The sequence below is a fragment of the Aminipila luticellarii genome, assembly GCF_004103735.1.
Lineage (GTDB): Bacteria > Bacillota > Clostridia > Peptostreptococcales > Anaerovoracaceae > Aminipila > Aminipila luticellarii.
Map to the genome: position 1 here is coordinate 617,295 of NZ_CP035281.1, position 16,110 is coordinate 633,404.

A 16,110-nucleotide genomic window follows, 5' to 3' on the forward strand; every position below is an offset into this window, starting at 1 on the left:
GAATGAAGGTAGAAGAACTGAGAAAGAGAAACAACAGGCTGGAGGAAGAGAAGCTGAGCGAAAGTGAAAACAGCGATATGACTAAAATAGTAGTATATTTGAGAGGCTCCAGGCTGAGCGATATGGATCAAGAACTGGTGCGCCAGGACATACTGGACATCATACTGGCAGCCAAGGAAAGAGGAGAAGAAATGAGCCAGGCCATAGGGCTGGATTATAAAAGCTTCTGCGATGAGGTGATTGCAGAGATGAAGCCCAAAGGGGTGGAAGAGAGAGTAGAAGAAACCTTTATCACAGTTCTAATGTCCGCATCCGTATTGTTGATGATAAAAATGATTTTCTTTACAGTAGAAATGATCCGCAGTGTGTTCGTCAATGAACCAGTTCACTGGAATGTTCCGGTAAGTTATCTGGAACTGTTTTTTGTGATTGCTGGCATAGCTGCAGCATGGGGTGTGGTTAAAATCATATTGAATGATGCGTTTGATGAAAATGATAGGAGAACAAAGATCCTTATCAGTATGATTTTTGCAGCGTTTATTGCTTTCTTTACGCTTATGTACGGATTCCATATCGGAACAGGAGTTCTATTTGAAATAAATTTAATCGCAGGATATACTGTGGCTATTGTGCTATATCTCATTAGCAAACGCTGTAGCAGAAAATAAAAATAAAATTTTAAATTTGTTGTGAAAACAACAGAATTATTTGACCATTTCTTTTATAATTCATGTATAAGTTAAAACACGAATGTGAGTAAATCATTATTATAGTGAATGAAAGAGAGGTACGTTATGGAAACGAAGATGTTTTGTTATCAATGTGAACAAACAGCAGGATGTACAGGATGCACTGGCGGAGCAGGAGTTTGCGGAAAAAAATCCAGCACGGCAAATTTGCAGGATGAACTGACAGGGGCTTTGATCGGACTTGCCAGAGCATGCGGAAGCGGCACAACACCGGAAAGTGCGACAAAACTGATTATTCAGGGCTTGTTTACAACAGTGACCAATGTAAATTTTAACGATGATACCATTAAAGAGCTCATTGAAAAAGTAGAAAAAGAAAAAGCTAAAATTGTACCGGACTGTTCCGGGTGCGGATCGGCCTGCGGACATAATGATAATTACGATATGAAAAAACTATGGGATGACAATGAGGATATTCGTTCTCTGAAATCCCTGATCTTATTTGGAATGCGAGGAATGGCTGCGTATGCTTATCATGCCATGGTGCTTGGCTATAAGGATGAAGAGGTCAATGCATTCTTCTATAAAGCTTTGTGTGTAATCGGAGAAGACTGGAACATGGAACAGCTTCTTCCTGTAGTTCTGGAAGTGGGCGAAGTAAACTTAAAATGTATGGCACTGCTGGACAAGGCTAACACCGAGACCTATGGAACCCCAGTACCTACCGTTGTGCCTTTGAAGGTAGAAAAAGGGCCGTTCATCGTTATTTCAGGTCATGACCTGTACGATTTAAAACAGTTGCTGGAACAGACAAAAGGAAAAGGAATCAATATCTATACTCACGGAGAAATGCTTCCGGCTCACGGATATCCTCTACTGAAAGAATATTCACACTTAAAGGGCAATTTTGGTACAGCATGGCAGAATCAGCAGAAGGAATTTGATAATCTTCCGGCGCCGATTTTATTTACCACTAACTGCCTGATGCCGGTAAAGAGCAGCTACGCTGACAGAGTATTTACTACGGAAGTCGTTTCATACCCGGAATTAGTGCATATCGGCGAGGATAAAGACTTTACTCCTGTCATAGAAAAAGCACTGGAGTTAGGCGGATTTGCTGAAGACAGAGAATTCACAGGAATCAACGGAGGTAAAGAGGTTACCACAGGCTTTGGTCATGGTACGGTACTTTCTGTAGCAGATAAAGTAATTGATGCAGTAAAGGCCGGAGACATCAAACACTTCTTCCTGGTAGGCGGATGTGACGGTGCAAAACCAGGCAGAAACTATTATACCGACTTTGTCAGCAAGACTCCAAAAGATACTGTTATTCTGACATTAGCCTGCGGAAAGTTCCGATTCAACGATCTGAACATCGGAGAAATCGGCGGATTGCCTAGAATCATGGATATGGGACAATGTAATGATGCTTACAGTGCCATCCGAGTGGCTGTAGCACTTGCAGAAGCTTTCGGATGCGGTGTCAATGAACTTCCGCTGTCTATGGTGCTTTCATGGTATGAACAGAAGGCAGTATGTATCTTATTGACATTACTGTATCTTGGAATAAAGAACATTTATCTGGGACCAAGCTTACCGGCTTTCATTTCACCGAACGTTTTGAACTTCCTGGTTGAAAACTTCAATATCTCACCGATCAGTACACCGGAAGAAGATCTGAAGAAGATTCTTGGATAATTTATAGGAATAGCGCCTGTTGTCAAAATTGTCAAAAAATAAATTGACAATTTTGACGAATTTAGGTACTATATGTATATAATTTAAAGGAGCACTGTGCGACGTAGTGTGGGGCTCGGAAAAAGGATTGCGAAGCAGCACCTGAACATATTTTGTTTGGGTGCTTTTTTTGTCGAAAGGAAGAATGCTTTATGAAAAACTTTCAAGATCTAAAAATTTCAACAAAACTAACGCTTTCTATTGCGGGTATGTTAATCATTGTTTTGGCTCTTTTGGTGGGCATCACTGCTTTTGTATCGTCTGGACAGCTGTCAGAGGCGATTAAGCTGCAGGTAATGCAGATTTCAAAGACCAATGCTGAAATTGCTGAAGGAGAATTGTCTGCTTCTGAAAAAGCGACGAAGCTCCTTGGAAATTACATAGGAGATGCCCTATCTGACCAGGATGCGGGTGTACAAAATGCTCCGAGTAAAGTATTTAACAGCTTGATTTCACAGCGTTCAGCGGATATTGAACAGTATAGCATTGCCAGCATCCGATCCAACATAAAGTCCAGTGCGGAGATTGTGGGCATGGGAGTATTTTTTGAGCCGAATGCCTTCGATCCTGCCGTAAAGGATTATACCTTATATTTATCGGAAAAGGATGTGGAGGGGGACACGGTTCAGAACTATGGGGAATATGAGAGCTATGCCAACGAGGATTATTATTCCATAGCTAAAAACACACAGGATCTTTATGTGACAGAGGTCTATGAGGATCAGGGAATCAACATGATTACGGTCTGTTATCCCATTCTGAAAGATGGTAAAGCAGTGGGCGTGGTAACGGCAGATATCAACAACAATATTTTTCAAGCCATAAAAAAATCGGATATCGGTAAATATGGTTCCATTCAATTTGCTGTTTACAACGAGAATGGCATCAAAATTTATGATGCGAAGAATGCCAAAGGGGTAGGAAGCAAGTTAGATGCCGCGACTGTCAAAGACTTTAAAGGTGCGGAGGCCTTTATGAGTGACACCGGAAAGACCGACAAATTCTATAGTCCGATTAAAGCCGGAAATCAAATCTGGTGGTCGGAGGTCTCTCTTTCAGAAAAGGAGATGGTAAATCCAGTAAAACACATTATTTTCATACAAATTACGTTAGCCCTCCTTTCCATGGGGATCATCTGCGTTATTTTATATGCCATTGTAAAAAGGATGCTCAAACCACTTGATCATATAGTGGAGGCTGCGGAGCATATAGCAAATGGAAACTTTGATTATCAAAACCAAACAAAAGCGAGGGATGAAATCGGGTTACTGTCGCAGTCCTTTGAAATCATGTCAAACAATCTGAAATTAATTATAGCAGATATTACAAATTTCTTACAGGAAGTGTCAAACGATAATTTTGATGTAAATAGTATCTATGCGGATCAGTATGTGGGAGATTTTAAACCCCTGCTGACAGCTCTGGAGGCAATAACGGAAAGCTTAAGTCTGACGATTGGCGAAATTAATGCCTTTTCAGATCAGGTGCAGTCCGGTTCCGAACAGGTTTCTCTGGGGGCACAGTCTTTAAGCCAAGGTTCTATCGCACAGGCTTCTGCTACAGAACATCTGTCGGCTACAATTAATCAAATTTCGGAACAAATAAGGAGTGCATCTGAAAATGCGTTAAAAGCAAATGTTTTTGCAGAAAAAACCGGCGAAAGTATGAATCTGAGCGGAAATAAAATCAATCAGATGGTAGACGCCATGAGTGAAATCTCTGAGAATTCCCGTGAAATTTCTAAAATCATCAAGACGATTGAGGACATTGCATTCCAGACTAATATTCTGGCCTTGAACGCTGCCGTGGAAGCCGCCCGTGCAGGTTCCGCCGGAAAGGGCTTTGCTGTAGTTGCCGACGAGGTTCGAAACCTCGCCCAAAAATCTGCCGATGCGACAAAGAACACCACATCACTCATTGAAAAAAGCGTTGCGGCCATTGACAACGGCGTTTTTATCGCCAATGATACCGCTTCTTCTCTGTTTGAAACGGCCGAGGATGTGAATAAGATCGTTTCCCTTATCGGTGAGATTTCCGGAAACTCGGAGGAACTGGCCAAGGTCATTGTAGATGTTTCGCTGGAGACCGATCACATTTCCTCCGTCGTTCACACCAACTCGGCCACCTCCGAAGAAAGTGCGGCTGCCAGCGAAGAACTGTCCAGTCAGGCAAATCTGATGAAAGAGTTAGTCAGCAAATTCCGACTGAAATAAAATGAAACGGATGTCAAAAATCTACAGTTTACGATTTATAAATCGTATCATACAAATTAAATTTGAGTCCATTGATAAAATTCCCACGAACAATGTGGGAATTTTTGTTGAAATAATATAAATAATCACATTTCATGTCGCTGAGACAACATCTTATGCAAAAGCTATTGAAAAATTTTGTAAAAGATGCAATATATATATAGGATACAGATAACTTGGAGATATCATAGTAGCAGAAGATAATAAGGATTATTGTAAAAGAAGGTGATAATTATATAAGGTATTAAACAAAATAATAGAGTCATTATTACAGGAAATAAAGTACAAGTTTTTTAGAAGGTGATAGTGTGGATGTACTAATTTCTTTACTAACAATAGTGTGTCTGATATGCTTGGTCATTGGACTTTTTAAGCCAGATCTAGTCCTGGGCTGGAGCACAGAAGAAAAAAGAAATAGCAATAAATCAAGGATATTCTCCTTGTAGTGTATGCAATCCATAAGGCAGTGCAAGAAAGGTAGTTAAAAATGCGTAAAAGAGTAGTGCTGTTATTGGCCATATTGTTGATTTTTGCTTTGTTCTTTATAAGCAAAAGCAACCTCGTTGGACCAGGAATTGATGCTCCTGTTTTTGTCAAGTCATTAATATACTCAGAGGATATGGATGTTAATTTAAATTACATAGCGCCCAGGGGTTTTGACAAAAGTGTAGAAAAAGTTCAGATCCAAAATGCTCCCAAAGGCATTGATTGTGTGGTATATGGGGAAGAAAAAGAGCCCAAGGGCAAGTATACGATTGGTACTGTAAATATTGGCGTTAATTGTGATTATTGGAGCGACGAAACAGGCATCGGGCAGGATTTAAAAATAAATGAAATTCTTGTTACTTGGAGTGATGGCAGCCAAACTACTGAAAGTATAGGCCGTATTACTGTAGCAGGAAGAAATATGCAGGATAATAGCTATATGAATATTACAGGTCATGATGGTATTAAAAAGGCGACGTATACTTTAACGAAAGATACTGAAATCACAGGAATAGCTTATCCCTATAAGGATGAGGTGCTAAGTCTTTTCAGTAATATAACGATTAATCAGATTCCTTTAGGGGATATATCAAAAAGTAGTTCTGTTAAATTAAAGAAAAATGAACAGTGCATTCTTGAGTATCAGGTGAATGATGAGAGTGAGTCTCAGTATGGAAATATTCGTATTCGAGGTTTCCTGATGGGTAATAGTAGTAAGAGTGAAGAGAAGATTGCATCTTTTATTTGGGACAAAAAATTTGATTTTAACGAAGCAGGAGACTATTTAAAAAAGCAATCTTTATAGAAATCATTGCTATTGGGAGTGTATGACATGAGAAAAATATTTGTAATTTTGCTGGCGGTGTTTCTGACAGCCAGTTCTATGACCATTTCTTTTGCGGAAACAAATCAGCAGCCTGCCTTGCAGGCAAAAGCAGCAGTTCTGATTGATTCTTCTACGGGTGAGATCTTATTGGATAAGAATATGAACCGGAAAATGTATCCTGCCAGTACGACGAAAATTATGACTGCCCTATTGGTTCTTGAAAATCTTGACCTTTCAAAGACCGTAACTATTGATAAAGAAACCGCTCTTACGGGAGGAAGCCAGATTAATCTGGCAGAAGGGGAGCATATAACTGTGGAGCAGCTGCTGTATGCTTTGCTGCTCAAGTCTGCGAATGATGCGGCAGTGGCCCTTGCAAAAGAAGTGTCCGGAAGTGTTCCGGAGTTTGCGGCTCTGATGAATGCACGAGCGAAAGAATTGGGTGCGAGAAATACAAACTTTGTCACACCCAATGGACTGCCGGATGCGAACCATTATACGACAGCTTATGATTTAGCGATGATTGCCAGAGGAGCGATGGGAAATGAAAAATTTAGAGACATTGTAACAACTTTGAGATACACGATTCCGGCTACAGATAAAAGTGATGCCCGTGAACTCAAGAATCCCAATAAGCTTCTGTACAGCCAATCGAAGATTGAGGTAAATGGTGTGCAGAGACCTTTAAAATATAAAGGAACCACGGGGATCAAAAATGGATATACCAGTGAAGCAGGAAGATGTTTGGCCGCAAGCGCAAAGAGAGGCGGTACAGAGTTGATTTCAGTCGTGTTAAATACGACTGCTGAAGGGAAGTTTGCCGACTCCATAGCCCTTTTGGACTATGGCTTTGAAAATTACAGGAATGTACCGGCTGTAAGAAAAGGAGAGGCTTTAGGTGAAACGAAGGTCAGCAGGGGAACTATGAGAAATGTAGAAATGATTGCTGAGAAAACCGCTTACGTTACAGTTCCTGCAAAGAAGGCTGAAGCTTCTGAGGTTCGTACAAAAGTGATAAAGGAGCAGAAAATAGAAGCTCCTGTATTCAAAGGACAAAAAATCGGAACGATTGAGATTTATAAGGGAAATATCCTTATTGGACAGGTGGACGCGGTAGCCGCCGTATCCGTTGATAAAGGCGGCCCCTTATCGTTCCTCGGAATCTCGGATAGAGCGTCTTATGTTCTGGCCGGCTGTTTCCTGATTATAATCGTCTTGCTTGCCGCCTTTATCTTTAGACGCCGTAAGCATATATGACCCAATTTATCGTAATCATTACTTCAAATAAACAGCAGATTCGAATAAAAGCCCGGCCGCTGGAACGGCCAGGCTTTTATTTGATTGCAGGCTTATAGCTTGCTGCTTCATCCTCTTGCGCTGAACGTAAAGTAGCGGAGCAGGCCTTCTGTGAAAAAATCCCCCATTCTGTCCGCATAGGACAACAGATTGTCAAATATATCTGCATTGCTCTGGTAATTTCCGCTGGCAAACGCATTAATTTCATCAATAGTCTTATTGTTAAAATTGATGAGCAGGGTGGACAGCATATTTTTTTCCCAGAAAGGATTATAAGAAGTAAGCAAATCAACCCGTTCCTGTATATTCTGATCGATCTGTGCTTTAAAATCATTTACAGCGTCAGTATCTCCGGCTTTTGTCGCATCAATTAGAGAAATTAAAAGGTTCATATAATTAGACATCAGAACCATGTGCTGATCAGCCATGGCATCCCCGAAATACAGTCTGAAAATGTTGGCATATGTCACGGGCAGAGCGTATAGCTTATCCTTGGCGGATTGTATAAGGTTCGGGTCCGAACTCAAAAATACATATTCTAAATATGTACTCATCCATGTAGCGATATCTCTCCAAATCACCCGTAACCGGAATAGCAGATTGAGCTGCCCTGTTGTCAGGTTATAGTCCTGCAATTGGTCTGTAAAAGGCATGTAGGCTCCTCCTTTTTTAGATAGGTAATACAGTATATTACGGATGGATAACTTTAATGACCCAGATACTTCATAATCACAGCCAAAAATCCGGAAGAGTATCGAAAAATATAAGAATTTGTGTTATAATCGCAAAAGAGTGTTTTAGAAAAGAGATCACATCATGGAAAAGGCAACAGAAAATTTACAGCAGAGAAACGGTTATCTCCTGATATTGATTGCAGGAATGCTGTGGGGAAGCATCGGATTATTTGTAACCATATTAAAAGCTTTAGGAGCCGGTTCGGCTCTGATTGCTTTTCTGCGCCTTGGAATCGGTTTTATCCTGCTCCTTCCCATGATGTATGCCATGCAAGGCATCGAATTGTTTAAAATCGATAAAAAAGGGCTTTTGCTCTGTCTGGCATTAGGAATTTTTTCTCAGGGCTTGTTTAACCTTTCTTATAACGAAGCCATAAGAAAAATGGGCGTGGCTACTGCATCCGTACTTTTATATACGGCACCTCTTTTTGTATGTATCATGTCCGGTATATTTTTTAAAGAAAAAATAGGGAAGGTAAAGATTGCCGCTTTGCTTGTCAACATTGCAGGCTGTATTCTCACGGTTACCGGCGGGGATTTTACTTCCATTCACTTTTCAGTGTACGGTACTGTCGTGGGGGTCACTGCGGGTTTTCTTTACGCATTGATGACCATATTGGGCAAGACTTCTATAAAAGATTATTCTTCGTTGACTATTATATTTTACAGTTTTTTGTTTGGAACCTTATTCCTTGGGGTGGTTTTACAACCTTGGAACGACATGAGAGGACGGATGAATTTGTATTTTATAGCTGCTGCCGTTGGTTTTGGGCTGATTCCCACAGTCGGCTCGTATTTTTTATATATGAACGGACTGGCAAAAGGGCTGGAAGCTTCAAAAGTTCCGGTTATCGCCTCCATAGAGACCGTTGTAGCCGCTTTTATTGGTATTGCTGTGCTGCACGAAGCGGTCAGCTTGGCAAAGCTGATCGGCATTGGATGTGTGATCGCTTCCATTTGCCTTATGAATCTGGTTCAACAGGAAAAACAGGGGGGTTCAGAAGGGAGTTTGAATTGAAAAAGTTTTTTACAAAGAAAGTGATAACATTTATTGCTATAACGATTTTATCGGTATTGTTTGTGTCTATCGGAGCCAATACGTCCAAAGCACAGCTTCTGACCAGCAGCGATCAGTTCTACCGGGCGAAGGTCATCGCTTTGGAGGACGTAAAGGTGAAAGAGGTTAGTCTGGACGACGGAGTATCCTCCATATCCAGTAAAAGTGTCTATTTTAAGGCAGAATTTACAAACGGACCGCATAAAGGAAAAACGCAGACCATGCTGCAATATATTGACTATATGTATGCCGTACAGCCTAAGACGGTTGAAAAGGGAGACAGTATCGTGGTTTCTTATGCGGCGGATCCGGCCAGCTCACAGCAGACATGGATGTTCATAGACTACAATCGGATCCATTACATCATAGGCATTTGTATCCTGTTCTTCTGCCTTCTCATTTTTATCGGAAGAGCAAAGGGAGTCGCAACGATTGTATCGCTGCTCTTTACGGCAGCCGCTGTTTTTTTGGTCTACATTCCCGGTATTTTAAGCGGTCAGAACATTTATTTATCGACGATTATCATTTCCATATTTATTATTTTGATGAGTCTTACCTTCCTGAACGGCGTCAATATAAAGACCTTCTGTGCGGTGTTAGGAAACATAGGAGGATTGGCAGTAGCGGGAATTTTCGCCCTGATTACCAATCAGCTGCTGGGCATCACGGGAATCGTGGATGAGGACTGCTTATTTTTAATGTATGTCAACAGTGCCCATCCGCTGGATTTGAGAGCCATCGTATGGGGAAGTATCGTAATCGGTTCGCTCGGTGCCGTAATGGACGTAGCGATGTCGATTGCTTCTGCCATGAATGAGCTGTCGGAGACTATGGAAGACAAATCTGCCGGAAGGATGATCAAGTCAGGGATGAATATCGGAAAAGATGCCATTGGAACAATGACGAACACCTTAATTCTGGCGTATATCGGAGGTTCCTTATCCTCTGTTCTGCTGTTGGTGGCATCCAATAAGGATCCGCTGTATTTATTCAATATGGAAATGATCGTGGTGGAAGTATTACAGGGAATTATAGGAAGCACCGGGATTTTATTTGCGGTTCCGGTAACGGTGGTTATTGCCGCATATTTATATAATAAACCAAAGAAAATTCAAGAGTAGTTTTTTAGGATAAAAACGAAATCTGATGGTAAGGGGGGTGTTTGTGTCATCCCGCACTCTCAAAAAAGATATTTAGGCTTCGACGTTTTCGTTGAAAGAAACCATAAGGTTTTTCGGCGGAAGCGGCGAAGCCTATTTTTATCCAGATATACTTCTTGAAAGGCTAGGATTGGGAATAGAACTCCTTTACTGCCGAAAAGAAGGCCTCTACATTCTCCCACGGGCTGTTAGGCGGGATATCGCATCCGGAGGAAATAATGAAATTCTTATGCGGAGTACAGGCTTTCATGAGGGCGAGGGTCTCTTCCCGAATGGACTCCGGAGTGCCCATACAAAATTGGGAAGCGGGATCGATGTTTCCCATTGCAATGATATGATCCGGAAGCTTATTCAGCATTTCTTCCATGTTGATGGCATTGCCGAAGTGGTAAGCATTTGCCCCGCAGGTCAATATGGAATCTGCTAAATGCATGACACTGTTTCCGCAGTTATGATAGAGAACCGCAAAATTTTCATCTCGTACGGCGTCGATGATTCTTTTCACATAATCGGAAGAGAACTGCTGAATCATTTTAGGGGAGAGAATTCCAGCCAGCGGCTCTGCCATACAGATTCCGTTAGCACCGGCCGCTTTATAGGCTTTTGCATATTGAATTAAAAACTCTGTAGCTTTATCCAACACAATATGTACCATTTCAGGATCCTTACGGCACTTGATCATCACCTCTGTTATATCCATCAGCCGGCCTGTCAGAGAAAACGGCCCGATGCATCCGGCAAGAACCGGGCGATCCGTAATCAGATCCATCGCACGTTTTATTCCTTCCACATAAGTCCCCGTTCTGGCTGCACCTACCTCCGGAACTTGAAGAGCTTCTGCCTGCTCACGAGTTTGAATCAACTGCCCCATAATGGTAGGAACCTCGTTGGGATCAGATTTCACCTGAGCACCAAAAGCCTCTGCCTCTACGGACAAATCCATAAAGCTTACAGAAATCCATGAATCGACGGAATCGGCAACCGCTTTCATTCCTTTCGCTTGGGATTCGCTGCTGCCGAGCAGCTCTGAAACCGTGATTCCCATTTTGTTTACGATTGGAAAGGAAAGAATAGGGATTGCTTTTTTTTGATCGGCTGCCAATGCCTCGTCAAACCAAATTTTCATATTTCTTTTCATTTTGTGTTCCTCCTATATACTGGACAAAATCGAATGATAGATTATGTTTCCTATGTTTTCATTATATAAAGACTTTTTCCTGCGGAATATCACTATATTCAGTGATTTTGGTAAAAATTATTGATTCCGTATCTATACTGTGACGCAGCTTGTGTGGTATAATAAGTTCATTTGATAAAAAACAGTATTTCGGAGGAAAAAGAATGAGGAATGACATTATTGTCAGTTTGAAGAATATAGCAGCAGAATATGATGGGGAAAGGGTAATTGATCATTTAAATCTGGATATACGCAATGAGGAATTCATTACCTTTTTGGGGCCATCGGGTTGTGGGAAGACCACCACTTTAAGAATTATCGGCGGATTTGTCGATCCGGTCGAAGGAGACGTTTTTTTTGACGGAAAGCGCATTAACGGACTGCCGCCGTATCGGAGGCATGTCAATACGGTATTCCAAAGATATGCTTTATTTCCGCATTTAAATGTATTTGAAAATGTGGCTTTCGGGCTTAGACTTAAAAAAATGCCGTCAGAACAGATTCAAAAAAAGGTTCGAGCCATGTTGGAACTGGTCAATCTGGCAGGATATGAAAATAGAAATATCAACCAGCTGTCAGGCGGACAGCAGCAACGGGTGGCCATCGCCAGAGCCCTTATTAATGAGCCGAAGGTATTACTGCTGGACGAGCCGTTAGGGGCTCTGGATTTAAAGTTGAGAAAAGAAATGCAGATTGAACTGAAACGGATTCAGCAGGCGTTAAAAATTACCTTTGTATATGTTACTCACGATCAGGAAGAAGCGCTGACCATGTCCGACCGGGTGATCGTTATGAGAAACGGAGAGATTTTGCAGAGCGGAACGCCTCAGGACATTTATAACGAACCGGCCAATGCTTTTGTGGCAGATTTTATCGGAGAAAGCAATATTCTCAGCGGCGTGATGCATAAGGACTATCTGGTGGAATTCGCCGGTGTGCTCTTTGAATGCGAGGATGCGGGATTTGAACCGATGGAGGCTGTTGATGTAGTCGTAAGACCGGAAGACATCGATGTTGTTCCTCTGGAACAGGGAAAAATAACGGGAAGAGTAGAGGACATCATATTTAAAGGCGTTCATTATGAGATCACCGTGAGCGGACACGGGTTTAACTGGCTCATTCATTCCACAGACAGCCAGACGGTGGGAGAAATGATTGGGATGACGCTTACGCCCAATGATATACACGTAATGAGAAAGATGGAGGAGAAGAAATGAATTCAAAACAGGCGGCTTACCCCTATCTGATGTGGACAGTAGTCTTTATTGCTGTTCCGTTGGGTCTGATTATGTACTTTGCCTTTACAGACATGCAGGGAAGCTTGAGCATGGACAATCTGATACGGGCGGGGCGGTATTCCTCCGTTTTCATAAAATCCATCTGGCTGGCGGCAGTGTCGACGGCTCTTTGCCTGATTATCGGCTATCCGGTGGCTTATCTCATGTCGAGAATGCAGGGCATTGGGAGCAGGACCTTGCTAATGCTTTTGATGCTTCCTATGTGGATGAATTTCCTGCTCAGAACCTATGCATGGATGACGCTTTTAGAAAATAACGGGATTATAAATCACATGCTGGGATTTTTGGGAATAGGGCACCTAAATATGATTAATACGCAGGGTGCCGTAGTAATGGGCATGATTTATAACTATATTCCATTTATGATCATACCCCTTCATTCCGTCATGGTTAAAATCCAGAATGATGTGATGGAGGCGGCGCAGGATTTAGGAGCAGGACCTAGAGAGGTCTTTACTAAGATCGTACTTCCTCTGAGCAAGCCGGGAATTAAAACAGGCGTGATGATGGTTTTTGTTCCGGCTGTCAGCACCTTTATTATTTCTCAGATGCTGGGGGGAGGTCATAATCAGTTGATCGGGGATATTATTGAAATGCAGTTTTTAGGCAATGCCTATAATCCGAATTTAGGTTCGGCTATTTCGCTGGTATTGATGCTGCTGGTTCTGATGTGCATGAGCGTATCAGGGTTTCTGGATGATGAAGGAGTGGAGGAAAGATTGCTGTGAAATGGTATTCAAAAACATATATCGGAGTATTTTTGGCATTTTTATATCTGCCCATTATGATATTAATCATTTTCTCGTTTAATGATACGAAGGGAAGAACCTTTACAGGCTTTACCATAAAGTGGTTTGTGCAGCTGTTTCACGATGCGGCTGCTCTGGATGCTCTTTGGACGACGATCGTGGTGGCACTGGTTTCCTCTGTAATCGCTACGGTCATGGGAACGGCTGCTGCTATTGGACTGGAAAAAATGGATACAAAATTGAAAGCGGTAGTCATGAATCTGACCTACATTCCCATTATAAATCCGGAGATCATTACCGGGGTATCCTTTATGCTGCTGTTTGTTACTGCAAAGAAATGGCTTGCTACTATGGGGATTGACTTTCAGTTCGGATGGGCCACATTGATTCTGGCACATATCACGTTCAACGTGCCCTATGTCATCTTGAATGTTCTGCCCAAGCTTCGCCAGTTAGATCAATCTCTGGTGGAGGCGGCTATGGATTTGGGATGCAATCCGATGCAGGCCTTTTTAAAGGTGACCATTCATGAGATCAAGTCCGGAATTGTGGCTGGATTTCTCATGTCACTGACCTTTTCCATGGACGACTTTGTGGTTTCTTATTTTACCACCGGAGCTAAGCATCAGACCTTGTCTGTTATGATTTATGCCATGACAAAGAAACGGATCAGTCCTGAAATAAATGCATTATCCACGGTGATCTTTATTGCGGTGCTGGCTGTTTTAGTGACTGTAAATTTGCTGGAACGAAGAAATGAGAAAAGATTAAAGCAGGGAAGCCTTAAATGGAAAGGCGGTGCTGCACGTTGATGATTTATAAAAATAAAATAAAGCATATCGTGGTGTGGGCAATGGTATTAATCATGGCTCTGCCTCTGTTCCTTTCCCCTATGCAGGCGGCGGCAGAAACAAGCCATGCAGGGAAAAAGGTTCCGGCTTATGACCAAAAATACTACAGCCGGTTCAAGGGAAAAGACGTGGAAATCAATGTCTATAATTGGGGCGAATATCTTTCGACCGGTGAAGACGGATTGATGGATATCAATGCCGAATTTGAAAAGCTGACCGGAATCAAGGTCAATTATTCAAACTATGAAACCAATGAAGGAATGTACGCCAAATTAAAGAGCGGCGCCAATTCGTATGATGTGATTTTTCCGTCAGATTATATGATATCCAGATTGATACAGGAAAAGATGATACAGCCGCTTAATTACGACAATATTCCTAATTTTAAATACATCGGCAAGGAATTTTTATATCCGGCCTATGATCCGAAAAATTTGTATTCAGTTCCTTATATGTGGGGGCGGGTCTGCATTATTTATAATAAAAAGTTGATCGGGCACGAGATTCACAGCGTTGATGAGCTTTGGAATGCAAAGTATGCAGATAAAATACTGATGTTTAAAAATTCCAGAGATGCTTTTGCGCTGGCACTTGAAAAGCTGGGATATGATATTAACACAGAGAACAGGAAAGAGCTGGATCAGGCCGCAGAGCTGTTAAAACAGCAGAAACCTTTAGTTCAGGCGTATGTCATGGATCAGATTTTTGATAAGATGCAGAGAAACGAAGCGCTGATTGCCCCTTATTACATAGGGGACTATTATATCATGAAGGAAGTAAATCCTGATTTGGAGGCTTTCATTCCTCAGAACACCAATATTTATTATGATGCCATGTGCATCCCATCCGATTCGGCTCATAAGGAAGCGGCAGAGATGTATATAAACTTTCTGAATGAGCCGCAGGTTGCAGCAGATAATGCGGCGTTCATCATGTACTCTTCTCCCAATTCAGAGGCGGTAAAGCTGCTTGACGATGAAATAAGAGAAGATAAGAACTTGTATCCGCCGAAAGAAGAATTGAAAAATACACAGGCATTTGTCAATTTATCGGAGGAGACCAATCTTTATGTGGATCAGCTGTGGACGGATGTGCTGTCCCAGGATGATGCATATCTGGACTGGGTCATGCCGGTATTTGTGCTGTTTTCTGTTCTTGTCCTGTTGATAAACAGCATTCGGAAAAGAAGAAAAAAAGAAATGAATAATGCGGGGAGGCGAAAAAATGATAAATGATATTTTGGAGTTTAACAAAAAGTTTGTAGCGGATAAAGGATACGAAAAATATATTACCACGAAATATCCCGATAAAAAGCTGGCAATCCTGACTTGCATGGATACCCGGCTTCTGGAATTGCTGCCGGCAGCTCTAGGCTTGAAAAACGGAGATGCCAAGATCATTAAAAATGCAGGCGGTGTGGTGTCTCATCCTTTCGGAAGCGTAGTTCGAAGTCTGCTGGTGGCCATATTGGATCTTCATGTGGAGGATGTGATGGTGATCGGACACACCGATTGCGGTGCACAAAACATGGATGCCCATAAGATGCTTCAAAAACTAAAGGAAAGAAATGTATCGGAGGAAGATATTAAATTACTGCATTACTGCGGTCTGGATTTTGAGACATGGTTAGCCGGTTTTGACTGCGTGGAAAATTCGGTTAAGAACACGCTGGATATTTTGATCCATCATCCGTTGATTCCGAAGGATGTAAGGATCAGAGGGTTTATCATGGATTCGGTCACAGGAGAGCTGACACCGGTGGAATGTGATTAAAAGCTCTTTACAATCCAAGCAGTTT

The 16,110-nt window shown here is 41.9% G+C and carries 14 protein-coding genes; 12 read left to right on the plus strand and 2 right to left on the minus strand.

What is annotated here, in order from left to right; translation table 11 throughout:
• Positions 1–2: 2 nt before the first annotated feature.
• From EQM06_RS02855 to EQM06_RS02875, 5 genes are all read left to right on the plus strand, one after another.
• Positions 3–668, plus strand: a complete 666-nt coding sequence (locus tag EQM06_RS02855; protein ID WP_128744910.1) for a hypothetical protein — start codon at positions 3–5, stop codon at positions 666–668.
• 126 nt (positions 669–794) lie between these two features.
• Positions 795–2,387: a hydroxylamine reductase gene (hcp, locus tag EQM06_RS02860; protein WP_205666582.1), complete on the plus strand. Its 1,593-nt coding sequence runs from the start codon at positions 795–797 to the stop codon at positions 2,385–2,387.
• Positions 2,388–2,578: 191 nt separating this feature from the next.
• Positions 2,579–4,639, plus strand: a complete 2,061-nt coding sequence (locus EQM06_RS02865; protein ID WP_128744911.1) for a methyl-accepting chemotaxis protein — start codon at positions 2,579–2,581, stop codon at positions 4,637–4,639.
• Between the two features lie 526 nt (positions 4,640–5,165).
• Positions 5,166–5,969 (plus strand): hypothetical protein, encoded by an 804-nt coding sequence (locus EQM06_RS02870; protein WP_128744912.1) that lies wholly within the window; start codon positions 5,166–5,168, stop codon positions 5,967–5,969.
• 27 nt (positions 5,970–5,996) lie between these two features.
• The gene (locus tag EQM06_RS02875; RefSeq protein ID WP_128744913.1) at positions 5,997–7,247 is read left to right on the plus strand and encodes a D-alanyl-D-alanine carboxypeptidase family protein; all 1,251 of its coding nucleotides are present in this window, start codon (positions 5,997–5,999) and stop codon (positions 7,245–7,247) included.
• 107 nt (positions 7,248–7,354) lie between these two features.
• On the opposite strand, the gene EQM06_RS02880 is transcribed toward EQM06_RS02875, so the two are convergent.
• Positions 7,355–7,939, minus strand: a complete 585-nt coding sequence (locus tag EQM06_RS02880) for a hypothetical protein (protein WP_128744914.1) — start codon at positions 7,937–7,939, stop codon at positions 7,355–7,357.
• 163 nt (positions 7,940–8,102) lie between these two features.
• On the opposite strand from EQM06_RS02880, the gene EQM06_RS02885 reads away from it, so the two are divergent.
• Together EQM06_RS02885 and EQM06_RS02890 are read left to right on the plus strand one after the other, a co-directional pair.
• Positions 8,103–9,038 carry a DMT family transporter gene (locus EQM06_RS02885; protein WP_128744915.1) on the plus strand — a complete coding sequence of 312 codons (936 nt, stop codon included), beginning with the start codon at positions 8,103–8,105 and terminating at the stop codon, positions 9,036–9,038.
• Positions 9,035–10,198 carry a YibE/F family protein gene (locus EQM06_RS02890; RefSeq protein WP_205666583.1) on the plus strand — a complete coding sequence of 388 codons (1,164 nt, stop codon included), beginning with the start codon at positions 9,035–9,037 and terminating at the stop codon, positions 10,196–10,198. The genes EQM06_RS02885 and EQM06_RS02890 overlap by 4 nt, the downstream gene beginning before the upstream one ends.
• A gap of 163 nt (positions 10,199–10,361) precedes the next feature.
• Here the strand turns inward: EQM06_RS02890 and EQM06_RS02895 are convergent, their stop codons facing one another.
• The gene (locus EQM06_RS02895; protein WP_128744917.1) at positions 10,362–11,375 is read right to left on the minus strand and encodes a uroporphyrinogen decarboxylase family protein; all 1,014 of its coding nucleotides are present in this window, start codon (positions 11,373–11,375) and stop codon (positions 10,362–10,364) included.
• A 203-nt stretch (positions 11,376–11,578) separates the two neighbouring features.
• Between EQM06_RS02895 and potA the strand changes: the two genes are divergently transcribed.
• Genes potA through EQM06_RS02920 form a run of 5 tightly spaced genes read left to right on the plus strand, consistent with a single transcriptional unit; the run spans position 11,579 to position 16,085 of the window.
• Complete coding sequence (gene potA / locus EQM06_RS02900) at positions 11,579–12,631, plus strand: spermidine/putrescine ABC transporter ATP-binding protein (RefSeq protein WP_128744918.1); 1,053 nt, start codon at positions 11,579–11,581, stop codon at positions 12,629–12,631.
• On the plus strand, positions 12,628–13,440 hold the full coding sequence (locus EQM06_RS02905; RefSeq protein ID WP_128744919.1) for an ABC transporter permease: 813 nt from the start codon (positions 12,628–12,630) through the stop codon (positions 13,438–13,440). Before potA ends, EQM06_RS02905 begins: the two co-directional genes overlap by 4 nt.
• Positions 13,437–14,273 (plus strand): ABC transporter permease, encoded by an 837-nt coding sequence (locus EQM06_RS02910; RefSeq protein ID WP_230975004.1) that lies wholly within the window; start codon positions 13,437–13,439, stop codon positions 14,271–14,273. Before EQM06_RS02905 ends, EQM06_RS02910 begins: the two co-directional genes overlap by 4 nt.
• Positions 14,273–15,547: an ABC transporter substrate-binding protein gene (locus EQM06_RS02915; protein WP_128746772.1), complete on the plus strand. Its 1,275-nt coding sequence runs from the start codon at positions 14,273–14,275 to the stop codon at positions 15,545–15,547. Before EQM06_RS02910 ends, EQM06_RS02915 begins: the two co-directional genes overlap by 1 nt.
• The gene (locus EQM06_RS02920; RefSeq protein WP_128744920.1) at positions 15,537–16,085 is read left to right on the plus strand and encodes a beta-class carbonic anhydrase; all 549 of its coding nucleotides are present in this window, start codon (positions 15,537–15,539) and stop codon (positions 16,083–16,085) included. The genes EQM06_RS02915 and EQM06_RS02920 overlap by 11 nt, the downstream gene beginning before the upstream one ends.
• The last annotated feature ends 25 nt before the right edge of the window (positions 16,086–16,110 follow it).

What these genes read in the sequence shown, in the direction of transcription:
- EQM06_RS02915 (WP_128746772.1), top strand. Translation starts at nt 14,273, where the DNA reads ATGATTTATAAAAATAAAATAAAGCATATCGTGGTGTGGGCAATGGTA.
- EQM06_RS02875 (WP_128744913.1), top strand. Translation starts at nt 5,997, where the DNA reads ATGAGAAAAATATTTGTAATTTTGCTGGCGGTGTTTCTGACAGCCAGT.
- EQM06_RS02895 (WP_128744917.1), bottom strand. Translation starts at nt 11,375, where the DNA reads ATGAAAAGAAATATGAAAATTTGGTTTGACGAGGCATTGGCAGCCGAT.
- EQM06_RS02920 (WP_128744920.1), top strand. Translation starts at nt 15,537, where the DNA reads ATGATAAATGATATTTTGGAGTTTAACAAAAAGTTTGTAGCGGATAAA.
- potA (WP_128744918.1), top strand. Translation starts at nt 11,579, where the DNA reads ATGAGGAATGACATTATTGTCAGTTTGAAGAATATAGCAGCAGAATAT.
- EQM06_RS02905 (WP_128744919.1), top strand. Translation starts at nt 12,628, where the DNA reads ATGAATTCAAAACAGGCGGCTTACCCCTATCTGATGTGGACAGTAGTC.
- EQM06_RS02855 (WP_128744910.1), top strand. Translation starts at nt 3, where the DNA reads ATGAAGGTAGAAGAACTGAGAAAGAGAAACAACAGGCTGGAGGAAGAG.
- EQM06_RS02885 (WP_128744915.1), top strand. Translation starts at nt 8,103, where the DNA reads ATGGAAAAGGCAACAGAAAATTTACAGCAGAGAAACGGTTATCTCCTG.
- hcp (WP_205666582.1), top strand. Translation starts at nt 795, where the DNA reads ATGGAAACGAAGATGTTTTGTTATCAATGTGAACAAACAGCAGGATGT.
- EQM06_RS02870 (WP_128744912.1), top strand. Translation starts at nt 5,166, where the DNA reads ATGCGTAAAAGAGTAGTGCTGTTATTGGCCATATTGTTGATTTTTGCT.
- EQM06_RS02865 (WP_128744911.1), top strand. Translation starts at nt 2,579, where the DNA reads ATGAAAAACTTTCAAGATCTAAAAATTTCAACAAAACTAACGCTTTCT.
- EQM06_RS02880 (WP_128744914.1), bottom strand. Translation starts at nt 7,939, where the DNA reads ATGCCTTTTACAGACCAATTGCAGGACTATAACCTGACAACAGGGCAG.